This is a genomic window from Frigoribacterium sp. VKM Ac-1396, from assembly GCF_015350895.1.
Lineage (GTDB): Bacteria > Actinomycetota > Actinomycetes > Actinomycetales > Microbacteriaceae > Frigoribacterium.
On the sequence record NZ_JADKSD010000002.1, the window covers coordinates 252,673 to 272,394 of the forward strand.

The 19,722-nt window shown below is 69.8% G+C and carries 22 protein-coding genes; 20 read left to right on the forward strand and 2 right to left on the reverse strand.

Going from position 1 to position 19,722, the window contains the following annotated elements; translation table 11 throughout:
* Positions 1 to 2 precede the first annotated feature (2 nt).
* The 8 genes from rplF to map all read left to right on the forward strand — a co-directional run bounded on the left by rplF (position 3) and on the right by map (position 5,320).
* On the forward strand, positions 3 to 539 hold the full coding sequence (rplF, locus tag ITJ55_RS08295; RefSeq protein ID WP_043593343.1) for a 50S ribosomal protein L6: 537 nt from the start codon (positions 3 to 5) through the stop codon (positions 537 to 539).
* Positions 540 to 541: 2 nt separating this feature from the next.
* A complete protein-coding gene (gene rplR / locus ITJ55_RS08300; RefSeq protein WP_043593341.1) occupies positions 542 to 913 on the forward strand; it encodes a 50S ribosomal protein L18 in 372 nt (123 codons plus the stop codon).
* On the forward strand, positions 910 to 1,650 hold the full coding sequence (gene rpsE, locus ITJ55_RS08305; protein WP_056259706.1) for a 30S ribosomal protein S5: 741 nt from the start codon (positions 910 to 912) through the stop codon (positions 1,648 to 1,650). The genes rplR and rpsE overlap by 4 nt, the downstream gene beginning before the upstream one ends.
* Complete coding sequence (gene rpmD, locus ITJ55_RS08310) at positions 1,650 to 1,835, forward strand: 50S ribosomal protein L30 (RefSeq protein WP_043593338.1); 186 nt, start codon at positions 1,650 to 1,652, stop codon at positions 1,833 to 1,835. The genes rpsE and rpmD overlap by 1 nt, the downstream gene beginning before the upstream one ends.
* Positions 1,835 to 2,470 (forward strand): 50S ribosomal protein L15, encoded by a 636-nt coding sequence (gene rplO / locus ITJ55_RS08315; protein WP_194594978.1) that lies wholly within the window; start codon positions 1,835 to 1,837, stop codon positions 2,468 to 2,470. The genes rpmD and rplO overlap by 1 nt, the downstream gene beginning before the upstream one ends.
* A 72-nt stretch (positions 2,471 to 2,542) precedes the next feature.
* Complete coding sequence (secY, locus tag ITJ55_RS08320) at positions 2,543 to 3,865, forward strand: preprotein translocase subunit SecY (RefSeq protein WP_056259704.1); 1,323 nt, start codon at positions 2,543 to 2,545, stop codon at positions 3,863 to 3,865.
* Positions 3,862 to 4,482, forward strand: a complete 621-nt coding sequence (locus ITJ55_RS08325; protein WP_194594979.1) for an adenylate kinase — start codon at positions 3,862 to 3,864, stop codon at positions 4,480 to 4,482. Before secY ends, ITJ55_RS08325 begins: the two co-directional genes overlap by 4 nt.
* Positions 4,483 to 4,486: 4 nt before the next feature.
* Positions 4,487 to 5,320, forward strand: coding sequence for a type I methionyl aminopeptidase (gene map, locus ITJ55_RS08330; RefSeq protein WP_370544080.1), 834 nt, complete (start codon positions 4,487 to 4,489; stop codon positions 5,318 to 5,320).
* A 72-nt stretch (positions 5,321 to 5,392) separates the two neighbouring features.
* Here map and ITJ55_RS08335 read toward each other — a convergent pair whose 3' ends face one another.
* The gene (locus ITJ55_RS08335) at positions 5,393 to 6,670 is read right to left on the reverse strand and encodes an LCP family protein (RefSeq protein WP_194594980.1); all 1,278 of its coding nucleotides are present in this window, start codon (positions 6,668 to 6,670) and stop codon (positions 5,393 to 5,395) included.
* 218 nt (positions 6,671 to 6,888) lie between these two features.
* Between ITJ55_RS08335 and infA the strand changes: the two genes are divergently transcribed.
* From infA to glmM, 11 genes are all read left to right on the forward strand, one after another.
* Entirely contained in the window at positions 6,889 to 7,110 is a 222-nt protein-coding gene (gene infA / locus ITJ55_RS08340) for a translation initiation factor IF-1 (protein WP_043593329.1), read from the forward strand.
* 68 nt (positions 7,111 to 7,178) lie between these two features.
* Entirely contained in the window at positions 7,179 to 7,295 is a 117-nt protein-coding gene (gene rpmJ / locus ITJ55_RS08345) for a 50S ribosomal protein L36 (protein ID WP_043593327.1), read from the forward strand.
* Positions 7,296 to 7,483: 188 nt separating this feature from the next.
* Positions 7,484 to 7,858, forward strand: a complete 375-nt coding sequence (gene rpsM / locus ITJ55_RS08350) for a 30S ribosomal protein S13 (RefSeq protein WP_043593325.1) — start codon at positions 7,484 to 7,486, stop codon at positions 7,856 to 7,858.
* Between the two features lie 45 nt (positions 7,859 to 7,903).
* Positions 7,904 to 8,302, forward strand: a complete 399-nt coding sequence (rpsK, locus tag ITJ55_RS08355; protein ID WP_043593323.1) for a 30S ribosomal protein S11 — start codon at positions 7,904 to 7,906, stop codon at positions 8,300 to 8,302.
* A gap of 191 nt (positions 8,303 to 8,493) precedes the next feature.
* Positions 8,494 to 9,489, forward strand: a complete 996-nt coding sequence (locus ITJ55_RS08360) for a DNA-directed RNA polymerase subunit alpha (protein ID WP_043593322.1) — start codon at positions 8,494 to 8,496, stop codon at positions 9,487 to 9,489.
* Positions 9,490 to 9,539: 50 nt separating this feature from the next.
* On the forward strand, positions 9,540 to 10,106 hold the full coding sequence (gene rplQ, locus ITJ55_RS08365; protein WP_194594981.1) for a 50S ribosomal protein L17: 567 nt from the start codon (positions 9,540 to 9,542) through the stop codon (positions 10,104 to 10,106).
* A 161-nt stretch (positions 10,107 to 10,267) separates the two neighbouring features.
* Complete coding sequence (locus tag ITJ55_RS08370) at positions 10,268 to 13,048, forward strand: ExeM/NucH family extracellular endonuclease (protein ID WP_194594982.1); 2,781 nt, start codon at positions 10,268 to 10,270, stop codon at positions 13,046 to 13,048.
* 110 nt (positions 13,049 to 13,158) lie between these two features.
* Complete coding sequence (locus ITJ55_RS08375; RefSeq protein WP_370544081.1) at positions 13,159 to 14,058, forward strand: tRNA pseudouridine(38-40) synthase TruA; 900 nt, start codon at positions 13,159 to 13,161, stop codon at positions 14,056 to 14,058.
* Between the two features lie 201 nt (positions 14,059 to 14,259).
* Positions 14,260 to 14,706 (forward strand): 50S ribosomal protein L13, encoded by a 447-nt coding sequence (gene rplM / locus ITJ55_RS08380; RefSeq protein ID WP_056259687.1) that lies wholly within the window; start codon positions 14,260 to 14,262, stop codon positions 14,704 to 14,706.
* Positions 14,707 to 14,738: 32 nt separating this feature from the next.
* Positions 14,739 to 15,224, forward strand: coding sequence for a 30S ribosomal protein S9 (gene rpsI, locus ITJ55_RS08385; RefSeq protein WP_082059799.1), 486 nt, complete (start codon positions 14,739 to 14,741; stop codon positions 15,222 to 15,224).
* A gap of 29 nt (positions 15,225 to 15,253) precedes the next feature.
* Complete coding sequence (gene glmM, locus ITJ55_RS08390; protein WP_194594983.1) at positions 15,254 to 16,615, forward strand: phosphoglucosamine mutase; 1,362 nt, start codon at positions 15,254 to 15,256, stop codon at positions 16,613 to 16,615.
* 147 nt (positions 16,616 to 16,762) lie between these two features.
* Here the strand turns inward: glmM and coaA are convergent, their stop codons facing one another.
* Positions 16,763 to 17,719: a type I pantothenate kinase gene (gene coaA / locus ITJ55_RS08395; RefSeq protein WP_194594984.1), complete on the reverse strand. Its 957-nt coding sequence runs from the start codon at positions 17,717 to 17,719 to the stop codon at positions 16,763 to 16,765.
* A 128-nt stretch (positions 17,720 to 17,847) separates the two neighbouring features.
* Here coaA and glmS point away from each other — a divergent pair, with 128 nt between their 5' ends.
* The gene (gene glmS, locus ITJ55_RS08400) at positions 17,848 to 19,698 is read left to right on the forward strand and encodes a glutamine--fructose-6-phosphate transaminase (isomerizing) (protein WP_194594985.1); all 1,851 of its coding nucleotides are present in this window, start codon (positions 17,848 to 17,850) and stop codon (positions 19,696 to 19,698) included.
* Positions 19,699 to 19,722 lie beyond the last annotated feature (24 nt).

Below are 19,722 nucleotides of genomic sequence, written 5' to 3' on the forward strand. Positions count from 1 at the left end.
TCATGTCTCGAATCGGAAGACTCCCCATCTCGATCCCTGCCGGGGTCGACGTGAAGATCGACGGCCAGGCCGTCAGCGTCAAGGGCCCCAAGGGTGAGCTGTCGCTCGTCGTCAAGAGCCCCATCGAAGCCAAGATCGAAGAAGGCACGGTCGTCGTGACCCGCCCGGACGACGAGCGCGAGTCGCGTTCGCTCCACGGCCTCACGCGCACCCTGATCGCCAACCAGATCATCGGCGTCACCGAGGGCTACACCAAGGGCCTCGAGGTCGTCGGAACCGGCTACCGCGTCCAGGCCAAGGGCTCGAACGTCGAGTTCGCCCTGGGCTACTCGCACCCCATCACCGTCGAGCCGCCCGCGGGCATCAGCTTCACGGTCGAGGGCAACAACAAGCTCACCGTCGTCGGGATCGACAAGCAGGCCGTCGGCGAGATGGCTGCCAACATCCGCAAGCTGCGCAAGCCCGAGCCCTACAAGGGCAAGGGTGTCCGCTACGCCGGCGAGGTCGTCCGCCGCAAGGCCGGAAAGTCAGGTAAGTAATCATGGGTCTCGGTACACGAGGAAAAAGCAAGTCGGCTGCCACCAAGCGCCGTCACACCCGCCTGCGCAAGAAGGTCGTGGGCACCGAAGAGCGCCCCCGTCTCGTCGTCACCCGTTCGGCCCGGCACGTCTTCGTGCAGGTCGTCGACGACAGCAAGGGCTTCACCGTCGCCAGCGCATCGACCCTCGAGGCCGACCTGCGCACGTTCGACGGTGACAAGACCGCGAAGTCCCGCAAGGTCGGCGAGCTCGTCGCCGAGCGCGCGAAGGCCGCGGGCATCGAGGCCGTCGTGTTCGATCGCGGCGGCAACAAGTACGCCGGACGCGTCGCGGCCATCGCCGAAGGCGCCCGAGAGGCTGGTTTGAACCTGTGAGCGACGCTACGAACACCACTCCCCCCGCAGAGGGCGAAGCGACCAAGGCACCGGCCGAGGCCGTCGTCGAACGTCCCGTCGAGACCGCTGCCGGCTCGGAGTCCAACAACCGCGAGGGTGGTCGCACCGACCGCCGTGGCGGCCAGGGTCGCGGAGACCGCAACCAGGGCGGCCGCGGACGCGGCGACCGTGACGACAAGAGCCAGTTCCTGGAGCGCGTCGTCACCATCAACCGCGTGTCGAAGGTCGTCAAGGGCGGTCGTCGCTTCAGCTTCACCGCGCTCGTCGTCGTCGGTGACGGCAACGGCCTCGTCGGCGTCGGCTACGGCAAGGCCCGCGAGGTCCCCACCGCCATCAGCAAGGGCGTCGAAGAGGCCAAGAAGAACTTCTTCCGCGTCCCGCGCATCGGCAACACGATCCCGCACCCCGTGCAGGGTGAGGCCGCTGCCGGCGTCGTCATGCTGCGTCCGGCCTCGGCCGGTACCGGTGTCATCGCCGGTGGTCCCGTCCGCGCCGTGCTCGAGTGCGCCGGCGTGCACGACGTCCTGAGCAAGTCGCTCGGTTCGTCGAACACGATCAACATCGTCCACGCCACGGTCGAGGCGCTGCAGCAGCTCGAAGAGCCCCGCGCCGTCGCCGCCCGTCGTGGACTCGACATCGACGCTGTCATGCCGGCCTTCATGGTCCGTGCCGAGCAGGCAGCCCGTACCGCCGCGACCGAGAAGGCAGGTGCCTGATGGCCGCCAACCTCAAGGTGACCCAGATCAAGTCCGTAATCAGCGAGAAGCAGAACCAGCGTGACACGCTGCGGAGCCTGGGCCTCAAGCGCATCGGCCAGTCGGTCGTTCGCGAGGACACCAAGCAGAACCGCGGCTACGTCAACACGGTCGCCCACCTCGTGAAGGTCGAGGAGATTGACTAATGGCTGACGAGAAGAACGAGGCCGCCGCGAAGGCCGCCCCGAAGAAGGCCGCCGCCCCCAAGGCGACGACCACCAAGGCTGCTGCCCCCAAGGCGGCCGCCAAGAAGCCGGCTGCCGACAAGGCCGCCGCCTCGACGGGTTCGACCACCAAGGCCGCTCCCGCCTCGACGACGTCCTCCGACGACGTCGCGCGTCCCCAGGTGCTCAAGGTGCACCACCTTCGTCCGGCTCCCGGTGCCAAGAAGGCGAAGACGCGCGTCGGCCGTGGTGAGGGCTCGAAGGGCAAGACGGCCGGTCGTGGCACCAAGGGTCAGAAGGCCCGGTACCAGGTCAAGGTCGGCTTCGAGGGTGGCCAGATGCCGCTCCACATGCGCACTCCGAAGCTGCGCGGGTTCAAGAACCCGTTCCGCGTCGAGTACCAGGTGGTCAACCTCGAGAAGCTGAACGAGCTGTACCCGCAGGGTGGTGACGTCACCGTCGGTGACCTCGTCGCCAAGGGTGCCGTCCGCAAGAACGAGAAGGTCAAGGTCCTCGGGCAGGGCGACCTGAGCGTCGCGCTCACCGTCGCGGTCGACAAGGTCTCCGGTTCCGCCGAAGACAAGATCGTCGCCGCCGGCGGGTCCGTCAGCAAGTAAAAATCACCTGAGGGGGTGGTCCGCCAGGGCCACCCCCATCAGTCGTCTATCCTTCATACCGGGAGGCCCCACGTGTTCAGAGCTGTCGCGCGCATCATGCGCACCCCCGACCTGCGTCGCAAGATCGGGTTCACGCTCGGCATCATCGCGCTCTTCCGGCTGGGTAGCTTCATCCCCGCGCCGTTCGTCGACTACCAGAACGTCCAGGCCTGCCTCGCCGGCAACCAGGGCACGTCGGGTCTCTACGAGCTCGTCAACCTGTTCAGCGGCGGCGCCCTGCTGCAGCTGTCGGTCTTCGCGCTGGGCATCATGCCCTACATCACGTCGTCGATCATCGTGCAGCTGCTGCGCGTGGTCATCCCGCACTTCGACACCCTGTACAAAGAGGGCCAGTCCGGGCAGGCGAAGCTCACGCAGTACACGCGGTACCTCACCATCGCCCTGGGCGTCCTGCAGTCGACCACCCTGATCACCGTGGCGCGTTCCGGCGCCCTCTTCGGCTCGTCCGGCATCGCCGAGTGCAGCCAGCTCATCACCAACGACGCCTGGTACGCCGTGATGCTGATGGTCGTCACCATGACCGCCGGCACCGGCCTCATCATGTGGATGGGCGAGCTCATCACCGAGCGCGGCATCGGCAACGGCATGTCGCTGCTGATCTTCACGTCGATCGCCGCGCGCTTCCCGACCGCCCTCTGGAGCATCGCCCAGTCGCGCAGCTTCGAGATCTTCCTGCTCGTCATCGCCGTCGGCCTGGTGATCATGGCGCTCGTGGTCTTCGTCGAGCAGTCACAGCGGCGCATCCCCGTCCAGTACGCCAAACGCATGGTCGGGCGGCGGACGTACGGCGGCAACAACACGTACATCCCGATCAAGGTCAACATGGCGGGCGTCGTTCCCGTCATCTTCGCCTCGTCGTTGCTCTACCTGCCGGCCCTGGTCGCCCAGTTCAACCAGCCCTCCGACGGCACGGCTCCGCCGGCCTGGGTCAGCTGGGTGCAGGCGAACCTCACCTCGGGCGACAACCCGCTCTACATGGTGCTGTACTTCGCCCTCATCGTCGGGTTCACGTACTTCTACGTCGCGATCACCTTCAACCCCGAAGAGGTCGCCGACAACATGAAGAAGTACGGCGGGTTCATCCCCGGCATCCGTGCCGGACGCCCCACGGCCGAGTACCTCGACTACGTGCTGACCCGCGTCACCCTGCCGGGTGCCCTGTACCTCGGCATCATCGCGCTCATCCCGCTGATCGCCCTCGCCACCGTCGGTGCGAACCAGAACTTCCCCTTCGGAGGCGCGAGCATCCTGATCATCGTCGGCGTCGGCCTCGAGACGGTCAAGCAGATCGACTCGCAGCTGCAGCAGCGTCACTACGAGGGTCTGCTCCGATGAGCGCGGCCGACACCCGACCCAGCCCGCGCCTCCTGATCGTCGGCCCTCCCGGGGCCGGCAAGGGCACGCAGGCCGTGGCGATCGCCGAGTCGCTGGGCATTCCGGCGATCTCGACCGGTGACATCTTCCGGGCCAACGTCAAGGACGAGACCGAGCTCGGTGTGAAGGTCAAGGCCATCCTCGACGCCGGCGACTACGTGCCCGACAGTCTCACGAACGAACTGATCTCCGACCGGCTGTCGCAGCCCGACGCGGCCGAGGGCTTCTTGCTCGACGGTTACCCGCGCACCCTGCAGCAGGTCGAGTTCCTCGACGAGCACCTCGCAGAACAGGGTCAGGCCCTGACGACCGTCGTCCAGCTCGTCGCCGACCCGGACGAGATCGTCGAGCGCCTCCGGCGTCGAGCGGTCGACCAGGGTCGGTCGGACGACACCGAGGACGCCATCCGCCACCGTCAAGACGTGTACCTGCGCGAGACCGCCCCGCTGATCGACGCCTACCGTGACCGCGGCCTGCTGGTCGAGGTCGACGGACTCGGCAGCATCGACGAGGTCGCCGGGCGCATCGAGACGGCCCTGGCCCACCGCGGCTTCTCGCCCGTCGCCTCGGCATCCTGACCTCGTGGCGTTCCGCCGCTCCGGGGTCTACAAGATGCCCGACGAACTCCGTCGCCTCGTCCGGCCGGGCCTGCTGACGGCGGCGTCCCTCGACGCCGTCGCCGCCGCCGTGCGCCCCGGCGTGTCGACCCTCGAGCTCGACGCCGTCGCCGAGACCGTGATCCGCGACGGCGGGGGCGAGCCGAACTTCATGCTGGTGCCGGGTTATCGGCACACGGTGTGCGCATCGGTGAACGACGAGGTCGTCCACGGCATCCCGGGCCCGCGTGTGCTCGTGCCCGGCGACCTCGTGTCCGTCGACAGCGGGGCCCAGTTCGAGGGCTGGAACGGCGACAGCGCCCGCACCTTCGTGCTCGACGACCCCGACCGACCCGACGTGGTCGCCGAGCGACGCCGGCTGAACGACGTGACCGAGGCGTCGCTCTGGCACGGCATCGCCGCCTTGGCCTCGGCGTCCCACCTCAACGAGGTCGGCGGCGCGATCGAGGACCACATCGCCTCGCAGGGCGACTTCGGCATCATCGAGGACTACACCGGTCACGGCATCGGGCGGTCCATGCACGAAGACCCTCCCGTCTTCAACTACCGCGTCCGCGGTCGCGGGCCCGCCGTGCGTCCGGGGCTCGTCGTCGCCATCGAACCCATGGTCACGACCGGCGGCATCGACACCCTCACGCACGACGACGAGTGGACGGTCAGCACCCGCGACGGGTCGCTCGCCGCGCACTGGGAGCACTCCGTGGCGGTGCACGCGGACGGCATCTGGGTGCTCACGGCACACGACGGCGGTGCGGCCGGCCTGGCGCCGCTGGGCGTGACGCCCGTCCCGATCGCCTGAGCCGCGCCTCCTCGTCCCCTGACGTCGGGCCACTGCGGCCGCGGACCGCGAGGCCGGGAGGCGCGGGCCGGCTCAGCGGGACGAGCCGACGCTGCAGGTCGCCTCGGCGGCCGACTGGCCGGTGATGGTCGACGGAAGGGTGGTCGTCGGTGCCGTGGTCGCGGCCGGATCGACCGGCGATGCCGACCCCGAGGTCGCGTCGGACGGGGACGCCGTGTCGGAGGGGGCGGAGGGAGCCGTCGTCCCGGCGGCGACCGAGCCGTCCGAGACCGAACCCCGGCCGGCGCTGTCGTCGCCCAGCGTGAACTTCTCGTCGGCGTTCAGGGCGGCGTTGAGCGCGGCGGCGTCGGCCGTGGACTCGACGACGCGGTTGGAGTCACGCGGATCGGCGACGACCGGGTACTGCACGAAGACGATGCCCGCGGGCCGGATGTCCTTCAGGGCGAGTGCCAGGCGCACGAGGGTGTCGGGGGAGCCGAGGCTCGACGACAGCGTCATGTTGCTCAGAGCGGCCGAGGCCAGCTTGTAGAGCGTGGTCACGTCGCCGAGCGTGCCGCCCGAGATGATCTTGCGCATCATCGACGACAGGAAGACCTGTTGGGAGCTGATGCGCGCGATGTCGCTGCCGTCGCCGACACCGTGACGCGTCCGGAGGAAGGCCAACGCCTCGCCGCCCTGCAGGGTGTGCGTGCCCGCGGACAGGTCGATGCCCGAGTCGGTGTCGCGGATGGGGCTGGCCACGCAGACGTCGACGCCGCCGATGGCGTTCGACATCTCGATGACGCCGTCGAAGGTGATCTTGCCCGCGTAGGGGATCGCGAGCCCGGTGAGTCTCTCGACGGTCGTGACCGTGCACGACAGGCCACCGCGGCCGAGCATGGTGTTGAACTGCACGTAGTCCTCGGCCGGGTGGACCTGACCGTCGTCACCCACGCATTCGGGCGCGTCGATCATCAGGTCGCGGGGGAAGCTCACGGCCGTCAGCTGCGTGTGGTCGGCCGACAGGTGCGCGAGGATCGTGACGTCGTTGCGGACGCCCTCGACCTGGCCGGTGTCGACCTGGCTGCCCTGGTCGCGTTCGTCGCTGCCGACCAGCAGGATGTTCGCTCCGCCCTCGATGGCCGAGATGTCGAGGCCCTGCACCTCGCCCTCGTTGCCGAGCGAGACCGTCTGGACGCCGGAGGTCGCGGTGCGGACCGCGATCGCGGCGACGGACACGCCGCTCACGAGGACGACGGCCGTGGCACCCGCGACGAGGGCGAGGAGCATGCGGACCGGGCCGCGCCGGCGCAGCCGTCCGTGACGGGCGACGCCCCGGGGCGAGGAGGCGGTGGTCGAGCGTTCAGGCATGGTGCTCCCGGCAGTCGTGGTCGGCACCCGGGGGCACGACGGGCGGGGTGGCCGGCGGCGGTCGTCGGATGCTCCGGCGTGTCGGGTTGACCGGCCGGGTTGCTGAACTATACCGGCATCGCATAAGATCGATCTTTGGTGTTCCGTGTGCGTTTCCGCGCGCCTGGGCACCGCATCCCCGCACGACCAACACCCCTATTCTTAGCGACAGTGAGGCTATGGCCAAAAAAGACGGTGTCATCGAAATCGAAGGCGCAGTGATCGAAGCTCTGCCCAACGCGATGTTCCGCGTTGAGCTGACCAACGGACACAGGGTCCTCGCGCACATCTCCGGCAAGATGCGGCAGCACTACATCCGCATCCTCCCCGAAGACCGTGTGATCGTGGAGCTCAGCCCCTACGACCTGACCCGCGGCCGGATCGTCTACCGCTACAAGTAGGGCGTGCTGGAAAGGAACGGCCCCACGCACCCGTGGGGCACGAAGCCAGCGAGATCAAGGAATCAGCAATGAAGGTCAACCCCAGCGTCAAGCCCATCTGCGAGCACTGCAAGGTCATCCGCCGCAAGGGCAACGTCATGGTCATCTGCAAGAGCAACCCGCGCCACAAACAGCGCCAGGGCTGACTCGACCGCCGCGCAGGCGGCGTGCCGATGCCGACCCGGCCAGCCCGGGTCACCCCGCAACACCATCCCAGCAGCACCAGAACTCGTCACGTCCACCCTCGGGTGGACGGAGGCGGGGGACACCCCGGGTCGGAGGCCCGGGCACCGGCGCTGTGACAGACCTCCACCATCTCTGAAAAGAGGCCACCATGGCACGTCTAGCAGGCGTTGACATCCCGCGCGACAAGCGCGTCGAAGTCGCACTGACCTACATCTACGGAGTCGGCCGCACCAGCGCGCTGAAGACTCTCGCCGAGACCGAGATCGACGGCAACATCCGCGTCAAGGACCTCACGGACGACCAGCTCGTCCTGCTCCGCGACTACATCGAGGGCAACTACAAGGTCGAAGGTGACCTCCGCCGCGAGGTGGCCGCCGACATCCGCCGCAAGGTCGAGATCGGCAGCTACGAGGGCATCCGCCACCGCCGTGGCCTTCCCGTCCGCGGCCAGCGCACCAAGACGAACGCTCGTACCCGCAAGGGCCCGAAGCGCACCGTCGCCGGCAAGAAGAAGGCTCGATAGGCCTCGGCTCCCGCCGTACGCCCCTCAAGGTTGTAGGAGAAAAAATTGGCAGCACCGAAGACGGCCGCGCGTAAGCCCCGCCGCAAAGAGAAGAAGAACGTCGCCGTGGGCCAGGCCCACATCAAGAGCACGTTCAACAACACGATCGTCTCGATCACCGACCCCTCGGGTGCGGTCCTGAGCTGGGCCTCGTCGGGCGCCGTCGGCTTCAAGGGTTCGCGCAAGTCGACCCCCTTCGCCGCGCAGCTCGCCGCCGAGTCGGCCGCCCGCCAGGCGCAGGAGCACGGCGTCAAGAAGGTCGACGTCTTCGTCAAGGGCCCGGGTTCGGGTCGCGAGACGGCGATCCGTTCGCTCCAGGCCGCCGGCCTCGAGGTGGGCTCGATCAACGACGTCACCCCCCAGGCGCACAACGGCTGCCGCCCGCCGAAGCGTCGTCGCGTCTAACTGAGTTACCGCCCGTCGCACCCGCTGCGGGCCCCGTCACCGGGGCCGTCGGGTGCGGCGGGCTCCCCCGCGTCAGCACCGCCTCCCGCGTGTTCGCCCGAGGCGCCCACAACTCAACAGACCCGACGGGCCAGCCACCTGTCGTACCGCCAAGAGTCATATAGCGGACTCTTCGCCGAAAGGAATCCACAGTGCTCATTGCACAGCGCCCCACCCTCACCGAGGAGAACATCTCGGAGTTCCGCTCCCGCTTCGTGATCGAGCCGCTCGAGCCCGGCTTCGGTTACACCCTCGGCAACTCGCTGCGCCGCACGCTTCTCTCGTCGATCCCCGGCGCTGCTGTCACCAGCATCCGCATCGACGGCGTGCTGCACGAGTTCACGACCGTCCCCGGAGTGAAAGAGGACGTCACCGAGGTCATCCTCAACATCAAGCAGCTGGTCGTCGCCAGCGAGCACGACGAGCCCATCACGGCCTACCTGCGCAAGCAGGGTGCCGGCCAGGTCACGGCCGCCGACATCTCGGCTCCGGCCGGCGTCGAGATCCACAACCCCGAGCTGGTCATCGCCACCCTGAACGACAAGGCGAAGTTCGAGCTCGAGCTCACGATCGAGCGTGGCCGCGGCTACGTGTCGGCCGTGCAGAACCGCAGCGAGTTCAGCGAGGCCGGTCAGATCCCGATCGACTCGATCTACTCGCCCGTGCTGAAGGTCACCTACCGCGTCGAGGCGACGCGTGCCGGTGAGCGCACCGACTTCGACCGTCTCGTCGTCGACGTCGAGTCGAAGCCGTCGATCTCGCCGCGCGACGCCATCGCGTCGGCCGGTCGGACCCTCACCGAGCTCTTCGGCCTCGCCCGCGAGCTCAACACCGCCGCCGAGGGCATCGAGATCGGCCCCGCGCCGGTCGACGCCGTCCTGTCGAGCGAGCTGCAGACGCCGATCGAAGACCTCGACCTGTCGGTCCGCAGCTACAACTGCCTGAAGCGCGAGGGCATCAACACGGTGTCCGAGCTGGTCGCCCTCTCCGAGACCCAGCTGATGAACATCCGCAACTTCGGTCAGAAGTCGGTCGACGAGGTGAAGGACAAGCTCGTCGAGCTCGGCCTCTCGCTGAAAGACACGGTCCCCGGGTTTGACGGAGCCCACTTCTACAGCGGTTACGACGAAGAAGAGACCACCAACTAGGTCTCTCCGCCCGACGCCCTCCATTCTCGACTCACCTTTAGGAACAGACAATGCCCAAGCCCACAAAGGGACCCCGCCTCGGAGGCGGCCCGGCGCACGAGCGCCTCATGCTGGCCAACCTGGCCGCCTCGCTCTTCGAGCACAAGACGATCAAGACGACCGAGACCAAGGCCAAGCGCCTCCGTCCCGTCGCCGAGCGTCTCGTGACCTTCGCGAAGCGTGGCGACCTCCACTCGCGTCGCCGTGCCATGCAGACCCTCCGCAACAACAAAGAGGCCGCGCACATCCTCTTCACCGAGATCGCGCCCCTCGTCGAGAACCGTGACGGCGGTTACACCCGCATCACGAAGCTCGGCTTCCGCAAGGGCGACAACGCCTCGATGGTGTCGATCGAGCTCGTCCTCGAGCCCGTGACCCCCAAGGTCAAGTCCTCGAAGACCACCGCTGCCGCGGCCCCGGTCGCCGAGCCCGCCGCCGACGAGCCCACCGAGGCTCCCGTCGACGAGACCGAGACGGTCGAGGAGTCCGCTCCCGTCGAGCCCGAGACCGAGACGGCTGCCGCCGACGAGGTCGAGGCCGACGCCGCCGCCAAGTCGGACGACGAGGCCGCGAAGTAGTCCCTGCGCCACCGCACGAAGGGCCCGTCACCGTGAGGTGACGGGCCCTTCGCCGTTCTCGCAACAGGTGTCGTTTACCTGGGAGACACGCGTCGGAAACCCCCCGGGTGGGTGGGGCACGTAGATTCACAGGGTCCTCTTCCGAATCTCCGAAGGAACCCATGTCATCCCGACCCCGACACACCCCACTGGGCACCGCTGCCCTCGTGGCCGGCCTCTCGCTGCTGCTCGGCCCCCTGGTGCCGGTCGCCGCCGTCGCCGCTCCGGACGGCTCCGGCGTCGTCATCGCCGAGGCGTACCTCAAGGGCGGCAGCGCGAACGCGCCGTTCAACCGCAAGTTCGTCGAGCTCTACAACCCGACCTCGGCTTCGGTGTCGCTCGCCGGCTGGTCACTGCAGTACCGCTCGGCGACGGGCTCCGGCGCCTTCTCGGCCTCGGCCCTCGCCGGCACCGTCCCCGCCGAGGGGCACTTCCTGGTGGCGATCCCGGGCAACGGGGCCACGGGTGCCGAACTGCCGACGCCCGACGCGACCGCGTCGCTCAACCCGAGCGGCACGACCGGCACGGTCGTGCTGTCGGACCAGGCCGAGCCGCTCACGCTCGCTCCCGGGTCGGTCACGGCCGGCACCGCCGGCGTCGTCGACCTGCTGGGCTACGGCGCCTCGAACACCTTCGAGACGACGGTCGCGCCGGTGACGGGTGCCAACGGCGTCCCCAACTCGCTCGCTCGCGCGGGCGGTGCGGACACCGACGTGAACTCGGCCGACTTCTCGACGCAGACCACCGTCACGCCGCAGAACTCGGGCGGCACGGGCACCGAGCCCGGGCCCGACCCCGAGCCGCAGCCCGAGCCGACGCCCGAGGCCGACGTCACCGTCGCCCAGATCCAGGGCGTCACCGACACGAGCCCGCTGGTCGGCCGCACGGTCACCACGCGCGGCGTCGTCACGGCGACCTACCCCACGGGTGGCCTGAACGGCTACGTCATCCAGACGCCGGGCACCGGAGGCGCGCTCGACCTGTCGACGCACCTCGCGTCGGACGCGCTGTTCGTGTACTCCGCGAGCACCGCCTCCTCGGTCGCCGTCGGCGACTACGTCGAGGTGGACGGCACCGTCACCGAGTTCTTCGGACTGACCCAGATCACGGTGACCGGGGCGTCGTCGCTCCGGGCGCTCGACGCGACGGGCGTCGTGGCACCGCAGGCGGCGACCGTCGGCCTGCCGGCCACGGACGCCCAGCGCGAGACGCTCGAGAGCATGCTCGTGCTGCCGCAGGGCGGGTTCACCGTCGCGGACACCTACACGACGAACCAGTACGGCGAGGTCAAGCTCGCCTCGGGCGACCGGCCGCTCATCCAGCCGACCGAGGTCGCCCGTCCGGGCAGCGTCGAGTTCGCCGCGGTCGTGGCCGACAACGCGGCCCGCGCCGTCACCCTCGACGACGGGGCGACGACGAACTTCTTCACCGCCGCGAACCAGTCGATCCCCGTGCCCTACCTCTCGAACGAGGACCCCGTCACCGTGGGTGCCTCGGTCGCCTTCACCGAGCCGGTCGTCTTCGACTACCGCAACTCGGCCTGGAAGTACCAGCCGACCGTGCGCATCACGGGCGACACGGCGTACGGCGACCTGCCGGTCACGTTCGAGGACGTCCGCACCGACGCCCCGCTCGAGGTGGGCGGTGACGTGCGGCTCGCCAGCTTCAACGTGCTGAACTACTTCACGACGACGGGCGACTCGCTCGAAGGGTGCACCTACTACACCGACCGCGCGGGCGTGCCCGTGACCGTCGACGGCGGCTGCGACGCCCGCGGTGCGGCGAACGCCGCCAGCCTCGAGCGCCAGCAGGTCAAGATCGTCACCGCGATCAACGCCCTGGGTGCCGACGTCGTCTCGCTCGAGGAGATCGAGAACTCGGCCCGCTTCGGCGAGGACCGCGACTCCGCGCTCGCGACCCTGGTCGGTGCGCTGAACGCCGCAGCGGGGTCCCAGGTCTGGGACTACGCACGCTCCCCGGAGGCGCTGCCCGCCAACGAGGACGTCATCCGTCTCGCCTTCATCTACAAGAAGGCGGTCGTCGAGCCCGTCGGCGGGTCGACGATCCTCACCGGTTCGGCCGCCTTCAGCAACGCACGTCAGCCGCTCGCCCAGGCCTTCCGGCCCGTCGGGGGAGACGCCGGGTCGACGATCCTCGCGATCGCGAACCACTTCAAGTCGAAGGGCAGCGGTTCGGGCCCGGACGCCGACCTCGGCGACGGTCAGGGTGGGTCGAACGCCTCGCGCGTGAACCAGGCGAACGCCCTGGTCGCGTTCGCGGCCGAGCGCGAGGCCGCCGTGGGCACCGACAAGGTGTTCCTGCTCGGCGACTTCAACGCCTACAGCCAGGAGGACCCGATCGAGGTGCTGCGGGCCGCGGGCTACGTCGACCTCGGCTCGAGCGAGACCGACGAGTACAGCTACGTGTTCAGCGGCCTCAGCGGGTCGCTCGACCACGTGCTCGCCTCGCCGGCCGCCGCCGAGGCGGTCACGGGCGTGGACATCTGGAACATCAACGCGGGCGAGTCGGTCGGCCTCGAGTACAGCCGCTTCAACTACAACGTCGAGCAGCTCTACCAGCCCGACCAGTTCCGCTCGAGCGACCACGACCCGGTCGTGGTCGGGGTGTCGCTGCTCGCCGACGAGGTCGACCCGGTGCCGCCGGTGACCGAGCCCGTGCCGCCGGTGACGGACCCGGGCACGACGCCCGGTGACGACGCCGACCCGACCGTGCCGGGTGCCCCCGGTGAGGTCTCGCCGGGCGCCACGGCACCGACCGCGGACGGCTCGCTGGCCTTCACGGGTTCGGCGCCGGTCGCCGGCTGGCTGGCACTCGCCCTCGTGCTGATGGCGATGGGTGGCACGGTCCTCGTGGTCCGCCGCCGCGCCTCCCGCGTGGGGTAGCACGACGCGACCGACGGCGGTCGTGGCACGGGTGACCGTGTCGCGACCGCCGTCGTCGTCTGCGCCACGGGCGCCGAGGAGGCGCGGCGTCGGCCCCCTAGGATCGTCGGGTGACGATCGACGACCCGGCCCTGACGCGCCTCCGGCTCGGGGTCGCGTACGACGGCACCGACTTCTCGGGCTGGAGCGAGCAGCCCGGCCGCCGCACCGTGCAGGGCGAGATCGAGGCCGCCCTGCAGACGCTGTTCCGCCGCCTCGGCGACGTGCCGACCGTCACCGTGGCCGGCCGCACCGACGCCGGGGTGCACGCGCGGGGCCAGGTGGTGCACCTCGACCTGACCGACGCCCAGATCGCCCAGCTGCAGAAGCCGCACCGCGGCATGCGCGACCAGTCGCCCCTCGACGCCCCGACCGTGCTCGCCCGGCGGCTCAACGGGCTCGCGGGCGCGACCGACGAGATCGTGATCTCGGGTGCACGGGTCGCGCCTCCTGGTTTCCACGCCCGGTTCGGTGCCCTCTGGCGCCGCTACGAGTACCGCATCGCCGACCGTGGCACCGAACGCGACCCGACCCGACGCGGCCACACCCTCTGGTACGACCAGCGTCTCGACCTCGACCTGATGAACGCCACGGCCGCCGGCCTCGTCGGCCTGCACGACTGGGCCGCCTACTGCCGCCACCGCGAGTACGCGACGACGATCCGCGAGCTGCAGCACTTCTCGTGGCGGCGCGAGGCCGACGGCGTGCTCGTGGCGTCGGTGCAGGCCGACGCCTTCTGCCACAACCTCGTGCGCAACCTCGTCGGCGCCTGCGTCGCCGTCGGCGAGGGAGCCATGGAGGCGCACCGCGCCGTGGGCGTGCGCCGCGAGGCCCAGCGCAACGGCGAGTTCAGGGTGGTGCCCGCCCACGGCCTCACGATGGTCGAGGTCGGCTACCCGCCCGACGACGAGATGGCCGCGCGCGTCGCCCTGACGCAGGTGAAGCGGTCGCACGACCAGCTGGGGGAGTGACCTCGCCGCCCGGTGGCGGGCCGAGCGTCGGTTGACCGTCTCGCTCGTGTCGGGTAACGTGGACCCTTGGTGTCTGCGCAACTGCGCGCTTTCGCCCGAAGTTGAGCCCTCCACCTGACTCGTTCTCATCGCCTCTGCGGTGACAACGGCAACGGAGCGGGATTCACGAACCTCTCACCTCGACCAGGAAGCAGCACTACTGTGACGCGCACTTTCTCCCCCAAGCCGGCTGACGTCCAGCCGAACTGGCTGATCATCGACGCCGACGACGTCGTGCTCGGCCGCCTCGCGAGCCACGTGGCAGCCCTGCTGCGCGGCAAGCACAAGCCGACCTTCGCCCCCCACATGGACATGGGCGACTTCGTCATCGTCATCAACGCCGACAAGGTGGCCCTCACCGGCTCCAAGCTGGCCGAGAAGCTCTACTACCGTCACTCGGGCTACCCGGGCGGCATCACGGCCACCACGTACTCCGAGATGGTCGAGAAGCACCCCACCCGTGCGGTCGAGAAGGCCATCCGGGGCATGCTGCCGAAGAACTCGCTGGGCCGTGCCCAGATCAAGAAGCTGAAGGTGTACGCGGGTGCCGAGCACCCCCACGCTGCTCAGCAGCCCACGGTTTACACCCTCGACCAGGTCGCCCAGTAGCGTCCGCCTTCAGACTTAAGGACCCCCACACAGTGGCTCAGATCGCAGATTCCATCGACCAGGCTCCCGAGAGCTTCACCACCGAGAGCTCGGCCCCCGAGGCCGCCGCGACGCCCCGCCCCGTGCTGAGCGTCGGCGGCTCCGCCGTCGGCCGTCGCAAAGAGGCCATCGCTCGCGCGCGTCTCACGCCCGGCTCCGGCACGATCGTCGTCAACGGTCGCACCCTCGAGGACTACTTCCCCAACAAGCTGCACCAGCAGCTCATCAACGACCCGTTCAAGGTCCTCGACCTGCTCGGCTCGTACGACGTGGCCGTCAAGGTCACCGGTGGTGGCCCCTCGGGCCAGGCCGGTGCGCTCCGCCTCGCCATCGCCCGTGCGCTGAACGAGATCGACCGCGAGAACAACCGCGCCACGCTCAAGAAGGCCGGCTTCCTCACCCGCGACGCCCGCGTCATCGAGCGCAAGAAGGCCGGTCTCAAGAAGGCCCGCAAGGCGTCGCAGTTCTCGAAGCGCTAACCAGCACCACACACGAGGCAGGTCTCGCGATGACGCGTTTGTTCGGTACCGACGGTGTCAGAGGCCTCGCCAACCGTGAGTTGACCGCCGCGCTCGCCCTGGGGCTCTCCCAGGCGAGCGCGGTGGTGCTCACGAAGGGGCATCACGCCGATGCCCGCCGTGCCGAAGGGCGGCGACCCGTCGCCGTCGTCGCGCGCGACCCCCGCATCTCGGGCGAGTTCCTCACCGCGGCCGTGTGTGCCGGGTTGGCCAGCTCGGGCGTCGACGTGCTCGACGCCGGGGTCATCCCGACGCCCGCCGCGGCCTTCTTGGTCGACGACATCGGTGCCGACTTCGGCGTGATGATCAGCGCCTCGCACAACCCGGCCCCCGACAACGGCATCAAGTTCTTCGCCTTCGGCGGGACGAAGCTGCCCGACGAGGTCGAGGACCGCATCGAGGCGGCCATGGCCGACCCGCAGCTCATGCCCATCGGTGGCGACGTCGGGCGCATCCGTCGGTTCGCCGACGCCGAGGACCGCTACGTCCTGCACCTGCTCGGCGCCCTGCCCAACCGGCTCGACGGCATCCACGTCGTGCTCGACTGCGCGCACGGCGCGGCCGCGGCCGTCTCGCCCGAGGTGTTCACCGACGCCGGCGCCACCGTCACCCTGATCGGTGCCGACCCCGACGGCGTGAACATCAACGACGGCGTGGGGTCGACGCACCTCGACAACCTGGCGGAGGCCGTGCTCGAGCACGGAGCCGACGTCGGCATCGCACACGACGGCGACGCCGACCGCTGCCTCGCCGTCGACGCCACCGGAGCCGTGGTCGACGGCGACCAGATCATGGCGATCCTCGCGGTGGCCCAGAAAGAGCGCGGTGCGCTCGTCGACGACACGCTCGTGGCCACCGTCATGAGCAACCTCGGCCTCATCCGGGCGATGGCCGAGCACGGCATCACCGTCCGCCAGACCAAGGTCGGCGACCGCTACGTGCTCGAGGACATGAACGAGCACGGCTTCACCCTGGGGGGCGAACAGTCCGGCCACATCGTCTTCGCCGACCACGCCACGACCGGCGACGGAATCCTCACCGGGCTCTCGCTCGTCGCCCGCATGGCCGCGACCGGCAAGAGCCTGGCCGAGCTCGCCTCGGTCATGACGGTGTTCCCGCAGATCATGATCAACGTGCGCGACGTCGACCGGTCACGCGCCTCCTCCGACGAGGGCGTGGCCGAGGCCGTCCGGCGCTTCGAGGCCGAACTCGGCGACTCGGGCCGCGTGCTGCTGCGCCCCTCGGGCACCGAGCCCGTCGTCCGCGTCATGGTCGAGGCCGCCGACCAGGCGACCGCCGACCGCGTGGCGCACGCGCTGGCCGACGTCGTCCGCGAGCGACTCGCGCTCTGAGCCCCGGAGCGTGGGGGCCCTGGGCCGCACGGCCGACGGGGCGCGGCGCGGGGCGACGTGACCCGCGCCTCCTGACCCGACCCGCGCCTCCTCACCTGACCCGCGCCTCCTGACCCGCGCCTCCTGGCCCCGGCCGGAGGCGCCGGGTCAGATCTTGCGCAGCAGGACCGAGCTGACCTTGTGGTCGGCGGCCTTGCGCAGCACGAGCGTGGCGCGCGACCGCGTGGGCAGGACGTTCTCGACGAGGTTGGGCTCGTTGACCGACTTCCAGATGCCCGAGGCGAACGACCGGGCCTCGGGTTCGTCCATGTCGGCGAAGCGGTGGAAGAACGAGCGCTCTTGCGTGAAGGCGCCCTTCTGCAGTGCCAGGAACCGCTCGACGAACCAGTTCTCGATGTCGGAGGTGCGGGCGTCGACGTAGACGGTGAAGTCGAACAGATCGCTGAGCGCGAGCCGACCGGCCACCGCGGGCTGCAGCACGTTCAGCCCCTCGACGATGAGGATGTCGGGCCGGCGGACCACGACCTCGGCACTCGGCATGATGTCGTAGCTCGTGTGCGAGTAGAAGGGCGCGCGCACCTCTTCGGCCCCGCTCTTGACCTGCGACACGAAGCGCAGCAGGTGCCGGCGGTCGTACGACTCGGGAAACCCCTTGCGGCTCATGATGCCCCGACGCTCGAGCTCGGCGTTGGGGTAGAGGAACCCGTCGGTGGTCACCAGCTCGACCCGCGGGGTGTCGTCCCAGCGGCTCAGCAGCTCACGGAGGAGGCGCGCGACGGTGGACTTGCCGACCGCCACCGACCCGGCGACGCCGATCACGAACGGCGTGCGCTGCGCCCGTTCGCCGAGGAAGTCGCTGGTCGCCCGGTGCAGGTTGCGCGCACCGGCGGCGTAGAGGTTGAGCAGGCGGCTGAGCGGGACGTAGACGTCTTGCACCTCGCGCATGTCGAGTCGGTCGCCGAGCCCGCGCAGCTGGACGATCTCGGTCTCGGTCAGCGGCAGGCGGGTGGTGGGCGCGAGATCGGCCCAGGCGTCTCGCCCGATCTCGACGAACGGGCTCGCGTGCACGGTGGAGGGCGCGGTCGTCGGGGTGGCTTCGGCCATGCGCACGAGGCTACCGGCTCGGCGGCCGCACGGTGGGCACGACGGTGGGCACGACGGTGCGTCACGCGGTCGCGCGGCCTCGGCACGGCCCGCCGGGCTCACGGACGACAGCCTCTAAGATCGAGCCCATGTGTGGAATCGTGGGATACGTCGGATCGGGCGACAAGAGCATCGAGGTGCTGCTGGGCGGTCTCACCCGTCTCGAGTACCGCGGCTACGACTCGGCCGGGGTCGCGGTCATCGACGCCGCGGGCGACCTCGGCACCCGCAAGAAGGCGGGCAAGCTGCAGATGCTCGTCGACGACCTCGAGGCCACGCCGCTGACCGACGGCACGACCGGCATCGGGCACACCCGGTGGGCGACCCACGGCGGCCCGACGGACGCCAACGCGCACCCGCACCTGGCCGACGGCGGCAAGCTGGCGCTGATCCACAACGGCATCATCGAGAACTTCTCCGAGCTCAAGGCCGAGCTGCTCGCCGAGGGCGTCGAGTTCCACAGCGAGACCGACTCCGAGGTCGCCGCGCACCTGGTGGCCCGGGCCTACCGTGCGACGGGCGACCTCACCGAGGCCCTGCGCACGGTCGTCAACACGCTCGACGGCGCCTTCACGCTGCTCGTCGTCCACGCCGACCGGCCCGGCGTCGTCGTCGGCGCGCGACGCAACTCGCCGCTGGTGATCGGCCTCGGCGACGGCGAGAACTTCCTCGGCAGCGACGTGGCGGCCTTCGTGGCGCACACCCGCCGCGCCATGTCGATCGGTCAGGACCAGCTCGTGACGATCCGGCCCGACTCGGTCGAGGTCGTCGACTTCTCGGGTGCTCCGGTCGAGACCACCGAGTTCGAGGTCGACTGGGACGCGTCGGCCGCCGAGAAGGGCGGCTGGTCGAGCTTCATGGCGAAAGAGATCAGCGAGGAGCCCGAGGCGGTCGCCAAGACCCTGCTCGGTCGCGTCGCCGACGGTGCCGTCACGCTGCCCGAGCTCGACGGCGTCCGCGACCGGCTGACGACCGTCGACCGCGTGATCGTCATCGCCTGCGGCACCGCCGCCTACGCCGGCATCCTCGGCAAGTACGCCATCGAGCAGTGGGCCCGGGTCCCCGTCGAGGTCGAGCTGGCCCACGAGTTCCGCTACCGCGACCCCGTGCTCGACGAGAAGACCCTCGTGGTGTCGATCAGCCAGTCGGGCGAGACGATGGACACCTTGATGGCGGTCAAGTACGCCCGCGAGCGAGGCGCCCAGGTGCTCTCGATCTGCAACACCCAGGGGTCGACGATCCCGCGCGAGTCCGACGCCGTGCTCTACACCCACGCCGGGCCCGAGGTCGCCGTCGCGTCCACCAAGGCCTTCGTCGCGCAGGGCACCGCGCTGTTCCTGCTGGGGCTGCACCTGGCGACCCTGCGGGGCACCCTGAGCCCCGAGGCCGTGGCCGAGCAGGTCGCCGACCTGGTCGAGATCCCGGGCAAGATCGAGCGCGTGCTCGAGTCGTCCGAGCGCATCAAGACCCTCGCCGGCTGGATGGCCGACACCCGCTCGGTGCTGTTCCTGGGTCGTCACGTCGGCTACCCGATCGCCCTCGAGGGCGCCCTCAAGCTGAAGGAGCTCGCGTACATCCACGCCGAGGGCTTCGCCGCGGGCGAGCTGAAGCACGGGCCGATCGCCCTGATCGAGCCCGGCCAGATCGTCTTCGTCATCGTCCCGAGCCCTCGCGACCCCCGCTCGCTGCACCCGAAGGTGGTCTCGAACATCCAAGAGATCCGCGCGCGGGGTGCCCGCGTCATCGCGATCGCCGAAGAAGGCGACGCAGCCGTGCTGCCGTTCGCCGACGAGGTGCTGCACATCCCCCTGGCCGCGCCCCTGTTCGAGTCGTTGTTGTCGGTCGTGCCCCTGCACGTCTTCGGCATGGAGCTCGCCGCGGCCAAGGGCCTCGACGTCGACCAGCCGCGCAACCTGGCCAAGTCGGTCACCGTCGAGTAGCGGCCCGTGCAACCGCGACAGCGC

Bases quoted from the DNA above. Each gene is read 5' to 3' on its own strand.
- infA (WP_043593329.1), top strand. From the start codon at position 6,889: ATGGCCAAAAAAGACGGTGTCATCGAAATCGAAGGCGCAGTGATCGAA.
- glmS (WP_194594985.1), top strand. From the start codon at position 17,848: ATGTGTGGAATCGTGGGATACGTCGGATCGGGCGACAAGAGCATCGAG.
- rplF (WP_043593343.1), top strand. From the start codon at position 3: ATGTCTCGAATCGGAAGACTCCCCATCTCGATCCCTGCCGGGGTCGAC.
- rpmJ (WP_043593327.1), top strand. From the start codon at position 7,179: ATGAAGGTCAACCCCAGCGTCAAGCCCATCTGCGAGCACTGCAAGGTC.
- glmM (WP_194594983.1), top strand. From the start codon at position 15,254: ATGACGCGTTTGTTCGGTACCGACGGTGTCAGAGGCCTCGCCAACCGT.
- coaA (WP_194594984.1), bottom strand. From the start codon at position 17,719: ATGGCCGAAGCCACCCCGACGACCGCGCCCTCCACCGTGCACGCGAGC.
- ITJ55_RS08335 (WP_194594980.1), bottom strand. From the start codon at position 6,670: ATGCCTGAACGCTCGACCACCGCCTCCTCGCCCCGGGGCGTCGCCCGT.
- rplQ (WP_194594981.1), top strand. From the start codon at position 9,540: ATGCCCAAGCCCACAAAGGGACCCCGCCTCGGAGGCGGCCCGGCGCAC.
- ITJ55_RS08325 (WP_194594979.1), top strand. From the start codon at position 3,862: ATGAGCGCGGCCGACACCCGACCCAGCCCGCGCCTCCTGATCGTCGGC.
- rpsM (WP_043593325.1), top strand. From the start codon at position 7,484: ATGGCACGTCTAGCAGGCGTTGACATCCCGCGCGACAAGCGCGTCGAA.
- ITJ55_RS08370 (WP_194594982.1), top strand. From the start codon at position 10,268: ATGTCATCCCGACCCCGACACACCCCACTGGGCACCGCTGCCCTCGTG.
- rplR (WP_043593341.1), top strand. From the start codon at position 542: ATGGGTCTCGGTACACGAGGAAAAAGCAAGTCGGCTGCCACCAAGCGC.
- rpmD (WP_043593338.1), top strand. From the start codon at position 1,650: ATGGCCGCCAACCTCAAGGTGACCCAGATCAAGTCCGTAATCAGCGAG.
- rplO (WP_194594978.1), top strand. From the start codon at position 1,835: ATGGCTGACGAGAAGAACGAGGCCGCCGCGAAGGCCGCCCCGAAGAAG.